The sequence below is a fragment of the Pseudomonas sp. NPDC089401 genome (assembly GCF_044749485.1).
Classification (GTDB): domain Bacteria; phylum Pseudomonadota; class Gammaproteobacteria; order Pseudomonadales; family Pseudomonadaceae; genus Aquipseudomonas.
Genome location: NZ_JBIVIA010000009.1, coordinates 291,150 through 305,296, shown reverse-complemented (window position 1 = coordinate 305,296; position 14,147 = coordinate 291,150). Strand labels below are relative to the sequence as shown.

The window sequence follows — 14,147 nt, the reverse complement described above, 5'->3', positions numbered from 1 at the left end:
TTCCTGTGCCTGTGCTGGCCCTTTCGCGGGTAAACCCGCTCCCACAGGGATCACCACAGGCCTGAAGGCATGCGCCGTACCTGTGGGAGCGGGTTTACCCGCGAAGAGGCCAGCACAGGCAACACGTCACCCAAGCCTCAATGCAACGTCCGAGGCTCCGCCGGGATCTGCACCTGGATCAATGCCTGCTCGAGCAATGCCCGCAGCGCTTCCATCTCATGCATCGAGGTCATCATCAGGATCGAAGCCGGTGACTTGGGCTGCAGCAGCAATGCCTGATGCACGACCGTGGCCGCGCACAGCGCGTAATCGGTGGCCTGGATCAGGGTGTCTTCGAGGGAATGAATATCGTGGGGTGGATCGGGCACTATCTTCAACATTGCTTATTACCTTTCTGAGTGCCGCCACCTACCTGCTGTCAAACAGAAGGGTGGCAGCTGTACATGGGTTGACAGACCGGCGGAATAAGCAAGTTCCGGCGCACGCAAGCGTGCCCCACGTACAGCCACCATAGAAAAGTAAGCTGTGTGCTTAATACCGTTGCGGCCTGTCAAAGCCGTATCGTCAATGAGCGACGACAGCCCGAGACTAGAGCGCTGCCAGACCAGCCGCAACGGGAAATGCATGGCGAAAGTATCTTTGGGAAATGCCCTACAAGAAAGGGGCAAATTCTGATTTTTTGTTACATGTCCCCGTTGTGGAGATTGCCCAACGCAATACCGCTTACCACATCACCCGCACACCCACCTTGGCGCCCAGCGCGTGGCTGTCGCCAAAGTCCTGCACGCTGGTACGCCCTTGCAGTTCCGCGAACAGCGAGGAGTGCTCGTCGTTCCAGTTCAACGACGCACCAACACCCAGGCCTGCCCACAGTGCCTGCTCCTCGCTGCGTACATGCAGGTCGGAGACATCGGCCGAGGTGCCGTTCTCGAAGTCGTAGTACAGGTTGGTGATGCCGTACACCCGGGTGCTGCTGCCGGTACCGTCGTCCGCCTTCCAGCGGTTGCTGCGGTCGAGCATCAGCCCGAGGCGCGATACCAGGCTGTTGCCATCGTCCTGGGAAATGTCGGCGCCGTACGGGTCACTGAAGCTGTCGAAACGCACGCGCGACCAGGACAGCTGGGCTTGCGGCGTGAGCGACCAGTGCGGGTCGAGGATCACCCGGTGGCCCACCTCGACACTGGCCGCCACGCCGTGGCCACGGTTGCCTTCCACCAGCTTGCGGCCCAGTTGCGAGGAGCGCAGGTCACTGTCGTAGCGGGTCACGCTGAGCTGGCTGTCGACATAGGTGCCGTCGCTGCCATACCAGGTCGCGGCGCCGCCGAAGCCGTAGCCGGTCACATCGATCGAACCATCGCCATAGACCGACGAGACTCGGGTGTCCGCCTTGCCGTAGTGCAGGGTAGGGCTGACCACCAGCGTGCCGTCCTGGCCCTCGTACAGCGGCACGTCGAAGCCTGCTTCAAGCTTGCGGCTGTGCATGTCGAAGCCGGCACCGGTGGTGCTGTGGGCCGGGTCGATGTCGGCCTGGTCGCCTTCCACGCGTACCCAGGCGCCGCGGCCGATGGCCGGCAGGCCGGCTTCGGGTTCGGCCTGGAGCTCGGCGTCGGGCTGCCAGTAGCGGTGGCCCACACGGTCGTGCAGGGTGCCAAGCTGGTTGAAGCGCTGCAGGACGCTGGCATAGCTTTCATACAGCGCGACCGTCGGGGCCAGCAGTGGGGCGGCGGGGGGCGTCACGGAAGGCGTTTCAGGTGTGGTGGGGGGCGCAGTCGTCGTGTCGTCCAGTTCCGAGCGCAGGTACCAGCCGCCATCCGCCGTGCCGCTGGCGCTGTTCTGGTAGAGGCGGTAGGCGTAGGCGCCCGCGACCACGGCCTGCTGCCCTTTGTAGAGGTAATCGCCTGCCAGGCTGAACACGCCGTTGGACAAGCCTTGCACGTCGATCAGCTTGATGCCCTCGACAGTGGGTGCGCCCAGGCCGCCAAGGTTGGTCACCGCGATGGTTCCGGTGCCCGAGGTGTCGCCGGTGATCACCAGGCGGCCGGTGGCGGAGGCGTCGTCGCCCAGCACGGTGTTGACCCGCACCACGCCACCGCTGCCGATGTAGTTGCCATCGATGGTCAGGGTGCCCGAACCGCCACCGGGGGTGATGGCGCCGGCGTTGGTGACATCGCCGAAGACCGTGCCGTTGCCGGACAGGGTACCGCCGGCCAGCACGCTCACCGGGCTGCTGATCGAGCCGTCGATGGCCAGGGTGCCGCGGTTGATCGTGGTCGGGCCGGTGTAGGTGTTCACGCTGGCCAGGGTGGTGGTTCCGCTGCCGTTCTGCGCCAGGCCGCCAGCGCCGCTGACCAGGCCGGCGAAGGTGTAGGCGTCGCTGCGGTCGAACGCCAGGGTCGCGCCGCTTTGCACGACCACGTCGCTGGCCAGCGAACCGCTGGTCCCGCCGTTGCCCAGTTGCAGGGCGCCTTCCTTGACGGTCCAGGGGGTGCTTTCGGTGCCGGCGCCGGTCAACGCCCAGACGCTGGTGCCGGTCTTTTCGAAGAGGTCGAAGTCGCGGTACTGCGCGCTGCTGCCGATGCTGGACACATCGAACACGCTGTCGGTATTGCCGCCCAGGCGCAAGGTATCGTTGCTGCCAGCGGTGGCGAGCACGTTGCCGACGATATCGGAGCCCGCCTGCAGTTCGAGGGTGGCGCTGTTGGTGGGCAAATCCGCTGTGCCAAACTCGATGGCATTGGCGTAGCCGCTGCCAGCCTGAATGCTGCCCGAGTTGATGATGGTCAGCAGGGAACGCGTCTGTACGTACACGGCTGCATTGCCGGCACTGCCCTGGAGCAGGCCGCTGTTCTCGATAGTGACGGTACCTGCGGCGATGCGAATGGCGCGGCCGCCGCCCGACCCTGCGCTGAGGTCGCTGCCGCCGCGGATGATGCCGTGGTTCTCGATCCTGCTGTTGACGGTGTTGGCAGACGATACGCCTGAGCCGGCAATACCCCCGGACACGTCGCCACCCTCGATCACCCCGGTCACCGAGTTGATGAGCGTCGAGGTCGAGGAGAGTGACACGCCCGCACTGAGGGAACTGTTGGACGAATCGAAGCCAGCGGCGCCGTCACCCCCTTTCACATAGCCATTGTTGATGACGGTCATGCCAAGGTTGGCAGCGATACCCGCGCCTCCACCGCCCGTGGCAGCGGTTTGAGCGCCGCCGGTGATGTGGCCGTTGTTGGTCAGCTGCCCGCCCGTACCGCTGACTTGCACGCCGGCGATGCCGCTACCGTCGGCGCCGACGTAGGTGCCGTTCAACACAATGGGCGCTGCGGCAGAAGTGGCGAAGTTGCCGGTAGCCGTCCCTTTGGTCATCACGAAACCCTGGGTGTCGACCGTGATCGGTTTCGTTGGAACGGGAGCCCCCCAGACCCCGGACATGGTGATGTCGTTGTTCAGATGAATGATGGCGTCAGGGTCGGAATCGGCATTGGCCTGGGTCATCGCCGCGGCGTACTCGCTCTGGCTGGACACCCAGTATTCGGCGGCCGAAACGGGTTGAGTCGCCAGGGCTGTCAACGCCAGGGCGGCCGCCAGGGAGGAAGGTTCTAAGGGGCGCACGCAAGTACGCTGCACGGCATTATTCTTGAAAGAAGGCATGATGCAGTCAGGCTCGGATATTTAGGTGTTGTCGCTCGCAGTCCGGCGACCACGCTGTATCCGCTCGGGCGGTTGAAACTTTATCCGCGTTATGTGTCGCGGTTATCATTTATGGCATTAAAAACAGTGATTGTTAGTTGCCCTTAGTTGGCACTTTAGTTCTGTTTCGAAGGTGGCGTGAATGAACGTCACTCAGGGGAATTGCCCGCTGCCCGCGAGGGGTTTGATGAAAGTTGACGACTGGCGGCAGTCGCCCTGAACCTCCAGGCCAGGCGCAGTCAAACGCTACGCAGGGCCTCGCTTCGCCAGGCCGGAGGTACACACATGAAACGTAAAGCCGCTTGGGTCGTTATCGTGTCGGGCGTGTTGCTGCTCAGTGGTTGCTGGCCATACTGGCATGATGGCGGCAGGCATCACCGGCATTACTACGACGGTGATCACCACGGGCAGGATTATCGTCGCTACTGAGGCCTGGACGGCTGAACGGTGACCCGTTTGCAGGGGGCGCCCGGATACAGGCGCCTCCTGCGCAAACTGTAAAGAATTGGAAAAGCTCACCCGAGCAGGTGAAGGCTGGACTTACAATCGCCGCGCTGCCCAGCCAACCAACAGGCGGGCATCAGATCCTGTTTCCGGAGTGTTTGATGAAGTTGAATCACGTTTTCCGCGCCGCTGTGGTGGCTACCCTGATTTCCGCGCTGTCGGGTTGCTGGATGTTCATGCCGCCAGGTGGCGGTGGTGGGCACGGCGGTGGTCACGGTGGCCCAGGCATGGGCATGGGCGGTGGCATGCACGGTGGCGGGCCACGCTGAGGCTTGCGCTGCAAGCAAGCGTTATTGCAATGACAAAGCCCGCGACAGCGGGCTTTGTTTTATATAGCAAACCAGCCTAATGGCCCGTTCGATGCCAGGGTTACTATGAGCAGGGATGGCACACAACTAGAAAGGGTTTTACCTGGCACACGTTTTCAATGTTCTCGAGGGGGCAGCAGGAGCGTGTCGCGTGAAGAACTCAAGATCGCTTGCAGGCGCACTACTGATATCGGCAGTTGCCACGCTGTGCATGTCTGGGTGTGCGCAGAACCCGGATGTGCGAGACGGCCATGACACCACCTCTGGGGTTATCGAGAAGAGCCCGCCGGCGTACCTGGGCTGCGTCAAAGGTGAGTTGCCGGGGAATGCGAAAGTCTATGAAGTGAATGACGCAGGCTCGGTGAAGTTGTTCGTCGACAGCACCGACCCGGATAAAGCGGCTGGCCTGGTCGAAGTGCGCGGCACGGGCACGCAGCATAGCTTCACCGCTTATCAGCGCGATGCCTGGTACGACCATGGCCGCTTGCTCGATGCTGCACTGATGTGTTCCAGAGCCTGAGCCGCACCTCGCGGCATTCTCCTTGAAGTGCAAAAAGCCCGCACCAGGGCGCGGGCTTCTTGATCCCTCGGGCGGCGAAATACCGAGTTCATTCAAGCATTTTTGGTTCGATGCAAGTGTGGCATCAGCCGAACTTGTCAGGTGCTCGACCTTGGTGGATTAGTACTTTGTCGACAGAGTGGCTAAAATGCACCACGCCACTATCGATTTTTTGCAAATGCCTATATTTCGCATTCTCTTCTGTTCCATTCTCGCCGCCAGCCTGGTGGCGTGTGCCAACCCTGGCAAACCCACTGCCAGCAAGGAAACCCATAAGTCGCCAAGTGAATATGCCGCGTGTGTATTCCCCAAGTGGCAAGCACTGGCGCCTGCCACCACGCAGAAATCCATCGCCCATGGTTACCGCCTGACCGCGCCGAGCGCGGTAGCGTCCGACGTGGTCCTGGACGTGGTGGAGCTCCATGGCGGCAGCCGCGCCACCTTCTACAAAGGCAGTTTTCTGACCGGTGGCACACTGCGCCAGGCGGCGCGGTCGTGCATCGACTGACGAGGCCGTCAGTAGCCTGAGCCGCTCATGCCGCCCATGCTCGGCAGTGATTGCCGGGCCCTGGCCTGGGTGTTGCTCCATTCGGCGCAGGTCATGAAGGACGACTCGTCCACCTTGCCGCGGCCATCGAAGCTGACGCTGTAGGGTTTCTCTTGGCCGCCTTGCCTGAGCCTGTAGTCGTAGCAGCTACCGGGCACGACGGTGCGGTCGGACTGGGCATCCGGCTTGCCGCCGATCTGCTCTACCTGGGCCTTGCTCATGCCTGGGGTGACTTTGGCCACCAGGGGTTGGTCACGGTACATGGACGTGTTGCTCGAACAGCCAGCCAATGCCGACAGGGCCAGCACCAGCGCACAGGTGGACGTGTTCATGGCAGTGCTCCTCGAGGAGAATACCGGCACGGGACTGCCTCACTCCAGCCGGCTCTTCATCATACGCTTGAACTGCCTCGACCGCCGCCACCTGCGCCATTGCCCGTGCAGTCGATGGAGAAACTGCAACCATGACTCAAGTGTACGAATCAGGACTTCGTGGTCGATTTGTGTAAAGTTCGGTAAACTTTGTCTACCTCATACCGATTAGTTAGTACCTTAGCGAAAACAGTGATCCAGATTCATTCAAATGAAAACTCTTCCGTCGCAGCTCAATGCTGAACGCGGGGCGTTCTCCAGTTTCGAGGCGTGTCGCAATACCCAGAAAGGCCCCGTGGTGATCCTCGCCTCGGGCGCTTCAGCCAGGCATTTTCCCCTGGGTGAGTTCGCCCACCTGCCGATCATCGCCATGAATGGCTCCATTTCCCTCACCGCTGCCTGTGGGCTGAAGCCGTTCTTCTATGTCTGTACCGACAGAAGTTTCCGCGACCAGCAACCGGAGCTGTTCGCCACCGCGTTGCAGCACAGCGAGCGCCTGGCCTTGTGGCCGGATCAGTTCGGCAACGCCGACATCCCCCCTGATACCGAATGCTACCCGCTGCACAAGGCCGACAACCCGGGCATGCTGGACGGCTTGCGCGGGCATGGTGCCAGCCATGTCTGCGGCCGCGCATTGTGGAGCAAGCGGGCGCGTTCCATCGCCTTCAGCAAGGACATGTCGAGCGGCCATTTCGATGCCCGCACGGTCGCCTACGTGGCGCTTCAGCTGGCCTATCACCTGGGCTTCGAGCAGGTGCTGCTGGTGGGGGTTGACCTCGATCAGGCGGTAGGGCGCTTCTATGAAACCGGCACGGGCACGGTCTCGCCCTGCGGGCTCGACCAGCACTGGGACAGCCGCATCCTGCCCTCGTTGAGGCTGATGGCCGAGCAGGTGGTGAACGAGCAGTTCCAGGTCTACAACCTGTCCACCAGCTCGCGCATCCCCGACCAGTTGATCCCGAAGATCGACCTGGACGAGGCCCGCCGCATCGCAGCCTGAACATTGCCTGCGCAAGAAAGCGGATGCGCCGCCCCCCGTGCGGCGCTACAGTGCGCTGACCTTGCCTTGTAGTGGGAACCACCGATGTCCAGCGCCTTCACCCTCATGCAATCTCCGGTCGGCACCTTGACCCTGGTGGCCCGCGGCGAGCGGCTGGCTGCCGTGCTGTGGGAGGAGGAGCGCGAAAACCGCGTGCGCCTGGGTGAACTGCAGCGGGACGATCAGCATCCGACGCTGCGCGAAACCGCCCGTCAGCTAGGCGAGTACTTTGCCGGCACGCGTCAGCGCTTCGAGCTGGCACTGGACTTCGCCGGTACCGAATTCCAACGCCAGGTGTGGGCGGCCTTGCTGACCATTCCATTCGGCGAGACCCGCAGCTACGGCGACATCGCCCGGCAGATCGGCAACCCCAGTGCGGTGCGCGCGGTGGGAGCCGCCAATGGGCGCAACCCGATCTCGATCATCGCACCTTGCCACCGGGTCATCGGGGCGTCCGGCGGGCTGACCGGGTTCGCTGGCGGCTTGCCGGCCAAACAGTACCTGCTGGCCCTGGAGGGGCGGCAGAGCCTGGCACTGGACCTGTGATCAAGCAACCCAGCTCACTGCCAGGCCAGCCAGCAGTGCAACCACCGTGCCCGCCATCAGGCTGTACTGCCGCTGCGCTCGCCGCACATAGGGGCGCATCTCGCGCAGGTACTGCCCAGGTGTCGGCGCATCGGGCTGGTGCCGCAAACCCTCGGCGACCTCGGCCAGTTGCCCGCGAATCATCAGGCCGACCACATAATGGGTCACGGCATAGCTGACCAGGGTCGAAAGGACGTATTTCATTCGGCGCGGGTATCCAGTGGCAGCCCGCTGGCGGTTTCGCGGGTGGTGTCCAGTACGATCAAGCCTTCCTGCCGTTCATCCAGTGCCGCCAGCAGATTGCCCTGGCGGTCCCAGGCTGCCGAGCCGCCGGCGCCGATGAAGGTATCGGACGGGCCGACGCAGTTGGCCATCAGTACCGGCATGCCCAGGCTGCGCGCCACCTCAGGGTAGTGTTCATGGCCTTCGCGCACGCCCTTGGCAGTCTTGGCCACGCTGACCAGGTACAGTTGCGCGCCCATCGAATGTGCCTGCACGGCGTGTTCGATGAACATCGATTCATAGCAGATGGCGGGCGCGACCTGCAGCTGGCGGATACTGAACACCAACGGTTCGTCGCCAGCACTGAAGAATGGCAGCTCATCGTCGTGCAGGCGTTGCTTGGCATAGGCCAGCACCGGTTGCCCCGGGCGCAGGATCGGCATGCCGATGCGGACACCTTGCAAGGTGGGCAGTGGCAGGCCCGCGGCCACGCTGATGCCGAGACGGTCACAGGCCGCCTGCAATGGCGTCAGGCGCTCCGAGCTGACGGGCAAGGCCAGCTGGCGTGCCAGCGTCGGTTCGTAACCGGTCAGCGACAGTTCTGGAAACACCACCAGCTCGGCGCCCAGGTCAGCGGCCTGCTCGATGCAGCGCAGGTGGCGGGCCAGGTTGCCCGCCACGTCGCCTTTGCGCGAGGCCAGTTGTACGGCGCAGAGTTTCATGCTGAGTCCCTTCCCTGGTGCAGGTCGAAGCACCGAGCATACTACCGGCAAGCCGGCCTGCACCAGTGAAGGCGTCTTCAGGAGGCGTGCACCGCGAAGCGTTGGCGGAACCAGTCGTCGAGCATGGCCTTTTCGGCATAGAGGCGGTCGCTGCTGCGGGCGGCACGGCCGGGGCGGCTCAGGTACATCTTGTCACTGACCCGTTCCTGGGCCTGCTGGTCCGGTTTGCCGGGTTGCCGCAGGGTGTAGCTCAGCTCGATGGTCGGCCAGGTGATCTCCCGCATGAAGCGGACCTCGTAGGCTTGCCGGTGCCAGGGCTCGAATCGGCCGGCCAGGTCGATGTCGCGGATGTCGATGACCAGTTGCTGATCCGGCTGCAGGTAGCGCTGGCCGAGCTTCTGCAGGTATTGGGTGAGTGTCTTCATGACGTATTCGTCGGCGCCCCGTTCATAGCCGGGGCTGTCGAGGCTGGCGTCGCGGAACTTTTCCGGGTGGTCGAAGCGCACGTCGACCTGCGCAGGCGGGATGCCTTGTGCCATGCTGTTGGCAGAGAGCGCCACGAGCACGGCACAGACCAGAGCGTTACGCATGATGCACCTCCGACGGTGGATGCGTGTCGCTCCATTTTACGCCTGCCCAGGTGCGGCAGCAGGGGAAGAATTGTAATGAGCCGGTTTCGGCGGGTGGCCGCCAACAGTGCGGGGCGTGACCTGGCGGTGGGCGATATCCATGGCCACTTTCAGCGCTTGCAGCAGTGCCTGGACGCGGTGGGGTTCGACCCGCAGGTGGATCGCCTGTTCAGCGTCGGCGACCTGGTCGACCGTGGCCCACACAGTGAAGCAGCCCTGCAATGGCTGGCCATGCCGTGGTTCCATGCGGTACAGGGAAACCATGAAGCGCTGGCGGTCAGCCACTTCCACGGCGGGCGCCTGGACCTGGAGATGTACCGTGCGGCAGGGGGGGGCTGGTTCATCGACCTGCCAAGGACGCAGCAGGCAGTCTTCGTCGAACAATTCCTGCAACTGCCGATTGCCCTGGAGGTGCAGACCGCAGCCGGGCCGATCGGCCTGCTGCATGCCGACAGCCCCTTCGACGACTGGGCCGCTTTGCGCGACAGCCTGCTGTTCGACGACGACCCAGGGGTGCGCGAAGTCTGCCAGTGGTCGCGCAAGCGCCTGAAGGAGGGCAACACCGAAGCCGTCCGCGGGGTCCGGGCATTGCTGGTCGGGCACACCCCAGTGCTGCAGGCCAAGCAGTTGGGCAACGTCTGGCATCTGGATACCGGCGGCTGGGCCAGTGGCCACTTCAGCCTGATGGACCTGGCTACCTTGGCCCTGGTGAGCCCGGCAGTACTTGACCCGGCGCCATGCAGGCGACCAGAGTAGCGCCAGTCTGCCTGGAGAACACAATGGACCTGTCGAGCCTGCTGTTATTCATCCCCGCCTGTTTCGCCCTGAACATGGCGCCGGGGCCGAACAACCTGCTGTCGTTGCACAACGCCAGCCGCTACGGCCTGCGCACCGCCTGCGTCGCCGGTGGCGGGCGCATCGTCGCCTTCAGCGGCATGATCGCCCTGGCCGCCATGGGCCTGGCGGTGGTGTTGCACACCAGCGAATACCTGTTCCTGGCGATCAAGCTGGCGGGTGCCGCGTACCTGTTCTACATCGCCTGGCAGCTATGGCGGGCACCGGTGGGCGAGGGCGTGGTGGCCAGCGAGCATCCGCGCGGCCCCTGGCGCCTGGTCCGCCAGGAGTTCGTGGTGGCGGCTTCCAATCCCAAGGCGATCCTGATCTTCACCGCCTTCCTGCCGCAGTTCGTCTCGGTAGGCGGCGCCACGCCGGTCAGCGAGCAGTTCCTCTGGCTGGGCGGGTTGTTCCTGCTGCTGGAGTGGGCGGCGATCGCCATCTACTCGGGGCTGGGTGCCTATCTGCAACGCTGGTTCAACCAGCCCGGGCCGCGCCGGTTGTTCAACCGGGTCAGCGCCTCCCTGCTGGGCTGCGCCGGCCTCGGCTTGCTGGCGGCGCGGCGCTAGAATTGCCAGCGCACACCCAGGTTGACGCCGCTGGCTTGCTGCTGGCGGCTGTCGAGGTTGCTGGAGTACTGCACCCCGCCGTGCAGGCTCAACGCTTCGCTGACCTGGGCGACCAAGCCGCCCTCGAGCTGTATCGAGGTGTAGCGGTAGTCGGTCTTGATCTTGTCCACGTCATCGAAGACCACCGTGTCGCGACCACCATCGCCGTGCCACATGTCGATTTGTGCGTAGGGCTGCAGCAGGCGGCCGCTGCCCTGGTTGTAGGCACCCTGCAGGCGCATGCCCAGACGTCCGGTCAGCTCCACCTGGGCGTCATGGCTGACCCGTGAGACGCTGTCGCTGGTGCTGTCGAGAAAGGCCTTCTGGGCAATCAGCTGTGCTTGCGGCTCCAGCGTCCAGCGTTCGGACAGGCTGATAGGGTAGCCGGCCTCCAGTGAGGCGGCCCAGGCATGGCCGTCGACGTTCAGCTTGTCACCGCGGTCGGAGCGGGCGCGGCCGTCGAGGCGGGTGTATTGCAGCACGCCGTCCAGGTAGCCCTGTTGCGGCCCGACCAGTGTCCAGTAGGCACCGACGCTATCGCCCGTGAGCTTCAGGTCGCCGACCCTGCGGTCCTTCATGGCCAGGGCAAAACCCTTGACGTCGCCGTCCAGCCTGCTGTGGCCGACGTACACGCCGATCTGTTGGCGGTAGCCGTCGTCGGCCAGGCCGGCATAAACGTCCTGGCCGACCTTGAACCCGTAGAGGTCGCCATCCAGGCTGGGGCTCACCGTACCGCTCCACTGCTGGCGCAGGGCGCCGCCATAGGCCTGGCCCCAGCTGGCTGGCAGCGCGCCCTGGCCCGCGAGCAACTGCTGGTCGCCCTGACGCTGATGGAAGGTGCCCAGCGCCTGCCGTGCGATGATCGCCGCGCCGCGAGACACTGCGGCATAGACCGGCACTTCCGGGCGGTATAGCGGCAGGCTTTCGGCGGCCGAAGGGGGCGGCAGCTCGACCTGGCCAGGGGCGGGTGCGGCCACCGGAGGGGTGACGCCTGGTGGCGTGGCCACCAGGGTCGAGCGCAGGTACCAGCTGTTCTCGCTGCCGGCCGTGACGCCACCTTTGAACAGGCGGTAATCATAGGCACCGGCCGACAGTGTCTGGGTCTGGATGAACGCCGCGTCGCTGCTGGTGGCGCCCTCGCGGGCCTCGACTACCTGGATGCCATTCTGCCGAGTGGCAGCACCCGCACCGCCCAGGTTGTTCACCTGCAGACGCGTGGTGCCGCCAAGCGTGCCCTGACTCACCACCAGTCGGTCCGAGGCCGCATCGTCGCCGGCCAGTACGCTGTTGACCCGCAGCACGCCGTTGTCGCCCAGGTAATTGCCGACCACCGTCAGCCGGCCTTGGCCATCGTTGCCGCTGCCAAGGTCGACGGTGCCAGCATTGCGCAGGGTGGCATGCTGGCCGCTGGTGTGCGGCGCCAGCGTGCCTTGGCGGGAGAGCAGGGTGCTGCTGCCGTCGACGCTGAGCTGGCCGGTACCGCTGTCGCTGTCACCCAGGGTCAGGTTGTCGTCGAACATCAGGCGGCTGTCTTCGCTGAGGGTGATGCTTTCCCAGTTGAGGTACCTTGCGCCGCCGGTGATCTCGCTGGTCTTGAACAGCAAGCTGTCGGTGCCGGCGCCGCCATCCAGGTCGGTGACCAAGGTATCGGCCTTGAGGCCGATGACCGTGGCCTGATCGTCGCCAATGCCCATGTCGACCTTGCCGCCAATGCGTCCACCTGACCAGGTGAACACATCGTTACCGGCGCTGGCCAGGACGCTGCCGAGCAGTTGGCCGCCACTGATGGTGATGCGGTCGGTGCCGCCGCTGGTGCTGATGTTGCCACCGATGGTACCGCCCCGCAGGATGATGGTGTCATTGCCGAACCCGCTGACCAGGTTGCCATCGATGCGAGTCCCGACCTTGGCGTCCTGGGACATCTCGAAATAGTTGTCCGCCAGCTTGAGGTCCACGCGGCCGATGTGTCCGCCCGAGAACACGGCTCGGTCGCCGTCCTCGAACGCACCGATGATGTGCCCGTCCGACATCTCGAAGCGGTCGTAGCCTTCGCCCTGGTTGAGCGACTCGAGGGTGCCTCCGGTCATCTTGAAGTCGTCGATGTCCGTGGTCTGCACCACGGCGCCCAGGGTGTCGCCGCTCGAGACGCTCCGGGTTTCGGCGTGCACGAGCAAGGGCAGGGCCAGCAGCGGCAAGGCAACAGGCACAAGCAGGCGTGGATAGCGCATAGGCAGGTCTCCGTGTCCATGAAGAGGGACCACAACCTGGAACTGCGCGCAGTGGCACAGCCTCGGCCCTGCCTGCTTTGTAAGGAAACCCGCGGGGTAGGACAACTGGCAGAAATGCTAGGTGGCCCCCGGCCATTAGTCGCGATAGAACGTCTGCACCAGGTGGTAACCGAACTTGCTCTTGATCGGGCCATGCACAACGCGCAACGGCTTTTTGAAGATCACCTGGTCGATCGCGCCGACCATCTGCCCCGGGCGGATCTCGCCCAGGTCACCGCCGCGCTTGCCCGAAGGGCAGGTGGAAAACTTCTTGGCCAGCACGTCGAAGGCCTCGCCATTGGCGATGCGCTGCTTGAGCTTTTCGGCCTCGTCAGCGGTCTTGACCAGGATGTGGCGGGCTTGTGCTTTCATGGGACACCTGTGCTTCGGGGCGAAAAAGGGCGCCATTATGCCTGATCGCGCAGCGTGATGCGGCCCGACACGCACCCAAGGGGTTGCGCGTCAGGCCACTTGTCACTGGGCCAACCAGCCGCCATCGACGTTCCAGGCGGCGCCGCGAACCTGGCTACCGGCTTCGCTGCACAGGAAGCGTACCAGTTCGCCGAGGTGCTCGGGCGTGACGAACGCCAGCGAGGGCTGCTTCTCGGCCAGCAGGTCGTGCTGCGCTTGCAGGGGATCGCTGCCATTGGCGGCACGGTCGTCGATCTGCTTCTGCACCAGCGGGGTCAGCACCCAGCCTGGGCAGATGGCGTTGCAGGTGACGTTGCTGGTGGCGGTTTCCAGGCCCACCACCTTGGTCAGGCCGATCACCCCATGCTTGGCGGCCACATACGCGGCCTTGCCGGTGGAACCGACCAGACCGTGCACCGACGCGATGTTGATGATCCGCCCCCAGTTGCGCGCACGCATGCCCGGCAGCGCCAGGCGGGTGCCATGGAACACTGCCGACAGGTTCAGTGCGATGATCTTGTCCCAGCTTTGCGGCGGGAACTCCTCCACCGGCGCCACATGCTGGATCCCGGCGTTGTTGACCAGGATGTCGATGCCGCCGAACTCGCGCTCGGCCAGGCTGAACAGGGCCTCGATCTGCGCCACGTCGGACAGGTCCGCCGGGTGGTGCGCGACCTTGACCCCGTGGCGGCCGATTTCGGCCATTGCCGGGGCCGGGTCGCCGAACCCATTGAGCAGGATATCGGCCCCGGCGCGCGCCAGCACCTGGGCGATGCCCAGGCCGATGCCGCTGGTGGAGCCGGTGACCAGTGCTGTCTTGCCTTTCAATGTCATGCGCAACCTCCTTGGACGAG

At 64.4% G+C, this 14,147-nt stretch carries 17 protein-coding genes; 8 read left to right on the top strand and 9 right to left on the bottom strand.

Going from position 1 to position 14,147, the window contains the following annotated elements; all coding sequences use genetic code 11:
• Nucleotides 1–137: 137 nt before the first annotated feature.
• Nucleotides 138–380 (bottom strand): hypothetical protein, encoded by a 243-nt coding sequence (locus ACIP21_RS21115; protein WP_400691586.1) that lies wholly within the window; start codon nucleotides 378–380, stop codon nucleotides 138–140.
• A 343-nt stretch (nucleotides 381–723) separates the two neighbouring features.
• Nucleotides 724–3,609, bottom strand: coding sequence for an autotransporter outer membrane beta-barrel domain-containing protein (locus ACIP21_RS21110; RefSeq protein ID WP_400691583.1), 2,886 nt, complete (start codon nucleotides 3,607–3,609; stop codon nucleotides 724–726).
• A 363-nt stretch (nucleotides 3,610–3,972) separates the two neighbouring features.
• On the opposite strand from ACIP21_RS21110, the gene ACIP21_RS21105 reads away from it, so the two are divergent.
• From ACIP21_RS21105 to ACIP21_RS21090, 4 genes are all read left to right on the top strand, one after another.
• A complete protein-coding gene (locus ACIP21_RS21105; protein ID WP_400691580.1) occupies nucleotides 3,973–4,116 on the top strand; it encodes a hypothetical protein in 144 nt (47 codons plus the stop codon).
• 176 nt (nucleotides 4,117–4,292) lie between these two features.
• Nucleotides 4,293–4,460 carry a hypothetical protein gene (locus tag ACIP21_RS21100; RefSeq protein WP_400691578.1) on the top strand — a complete coding sequence of 56 codons (168 nt, stop codon included), beginning with the start codon at nucleotides 4,293–4,295 and terminating at the stop codon, nucleotides 4,458–4,460.
• Nucleotides 4,461–4,650: 190 nt separating this feature from the next.
• Nucleotides 4,651–5,019, top strand: coding sequence for a hypothetical protein (locus ACIP21_RS21095; protein WP_400691575.1), 369 nt, complete (start codon nucleotides 4,651–4,653; stop codon nucleotides 5,017–5,019).
• A 217-nt stretch (nucleotides 5,020–5,236) separates the two neighbouring features.
• Entirely contained in the window at nucleotides 5,237–5,566 is a 330-nt protein-coding gene (locus tag ACIP21_RS21090; RefSeq protein ID WP_400691573.1) for a hypothetical protein, read from the top strand.
• A gap of 8 nt (nucleotides 5,567–5,574) precedes the next feature.
• On the opposite strand, the gene osmE is transcribed toward ACIP21_RS21090, so the two are convergent.
• Nucleotides 5,575–5,937: an osmotically-inducible lipoprotein OsmE gene (osmE, locus tag ACIP21_RS21085; RefSeq protein WP_400691570.1), complete on the bottom strand. Its 363-nt coding sequence runs from the start codon at nucleotides 5,935–5,937 to the stop codon at nucleotides 5,575–5,577.
• 250 nt (nucleotides 5,938–6,187) lie between these two features.
• Here osmE and ACIP21_RS21080 point away from each other — a divergent pair, with 250 nt between their 5' ends.
• Together ACIP21_RS21080 and ACIP21_RS21075 are read left to right on the top strand one after the other, a co-directional pair.
• Entirely contained in the window at nucleotides 6,188–6,976 is a 789-nt protein-coding gene (locus ACIP21_RS21080) for a lipopolysaccharide biosynthesis protein (protein WP_400691568.1), read from the top strand.
• Nucleotides 6,977–7,060: 84 nt separating this feature from the next.
• Nucleotides 7,061–7,561 carry a methylated-DNA--[protein]-cysteine S-methyltransferase gene (locus ACIP21_RS21075; RefSeq protein ID WP_400691566.1) on the top strand — a complete coding sequence of 167 codons (501 nt, stop codon included), beginning with the start codon at nucleotides 7,061–7,063 and terminating at the stop codon, nucleotides 7,559–7,561.
• On the opposite strand, the gene ACIP21_RS21070 is transcribed toward ACIP21_RS21075, so the two are convergent.
• The 3 genes from ACIP21_RS21070 to ACIP21_RS21060 form a co-directional block, all read right to left on the bottom strand.
• Nucleotides 7,562–7,804: a hypothetical protein gene (locus ACIP21_RS21070; RefSeq protein WP_400691563.1), complete on the bottom strand. Its 243-nt coding sequence runs from the start codon at nucleotides 7,802–7,804 to the stop codon at nucleotides 7,562–7,564. It lies immediately after the preceding gene.
• On the bottom strand, nucleotides 7,801–8,544 hold the full coding sequence (locus ACIP21_RS21065) for a carbon-nitrogen hydrolase family protein (RefSeq protein ID WP_400691562.1): 744 nt from the start codon (nucleotides 8,542–8,544) through the stop codon (nucleotides 7,801–7,803). The genes ACIP21_RS21070 and ACIP21_RS21065 overlap by 4 nt, the downstream gene beginning before the upstream one ends.
• A 77-nt stretch (nucleotides 8,545–8,621) precedes the next feature.
• Entirely contained in the window at nucleotides 8,622–9,134 is a 513-nt protein-coding gene (locus ACIP21_RS21060; protein WP_400691560.1) for a DUF3016 domain-containing protein, read from the bottom strand.
• 75 nt (nucleotides 9,135–9,209) lie between these two features.
• Here ACIP21_RS21060 and ACIP21_RS21055 point away from each other — a divergent pair, with 75 nt between their 5' ends.
• The gene (locus ACIP21_RS21055; RefSeq protein WP_400691557.1) at nucleotides 9,210–9,929 is read left to right on the top strand and encodes a metallophosphoesterase; all 720 of its coding nucleotides are present in this window, start codon (nucleotides 9,210–9,212) and stop codon (nucleotides 9,927–9,929) included.
• 23 nt (nucleotides 9,930–9,952) lie between these two features.
• Nucleotides 9,953–10,576, top strand: a complete 624-nt coding sequence (locus tag ACIP21_RS21050; protein WP_400691555.1) for a LysE family translocator — start codon at nucleotides 9,953–9,955, stop codon at nucleotides 10,574–10,576.
• Here ACIP21_RS21050 and ACIP21_RS21045 read toward each other — a convergent pair.
• From ACIP21_RS21045 to hbdH, 3 genes are all read right to left on the bottom strand, one after another.
• The gene (locus ACIP21_RS21045) at nucleotides 10,573–12,843 is read right to left on the bottom strand and encodes an autotransporter outer membrane beta-barrel domain-containing protein (RefSeq protein ID WP_400691552.1); all 2,271 of its coding nucleotides are present in this window, start codon (nucleotides 12,841–12,843) and stop codon (nucleotides 10,573–10,575) included. The genes ACIP21_RS21050 and ACIP21_RS21045 overlap by 4 nt on opposite strands.
• 135 nt (nucleotides 12,844–12,978) lie before the next feature.
• Nucleotides 12,979–13,254, bottom strand: a complete 276-nt coding sequence (locus tag ACIP21_RS21040; RefSeq protein WP_013972552.1) for a peptidylprolyl isomerase — start codon at nucleotides 13,252–13,254, stop codon at nucleotides 12,979–12,981.
• A gap of 102 nt (nucleotides 13,255–13,356) precedes the next feature.
• Complete coding sequence (hbdH, locus tag ACIP21_RS21035) at nucleotides 13,357–14,127, bottom strand: 3-hydroxybutyrate dehydrogenase (protein WP_400691549.1); 771 nt, start codon at nucleotides 14,125–14,127, stop codon at nucleotides 13,357–13,359.
• Nucleotides 14,128–14,147 lie beyond the last annotated feature (20 nt).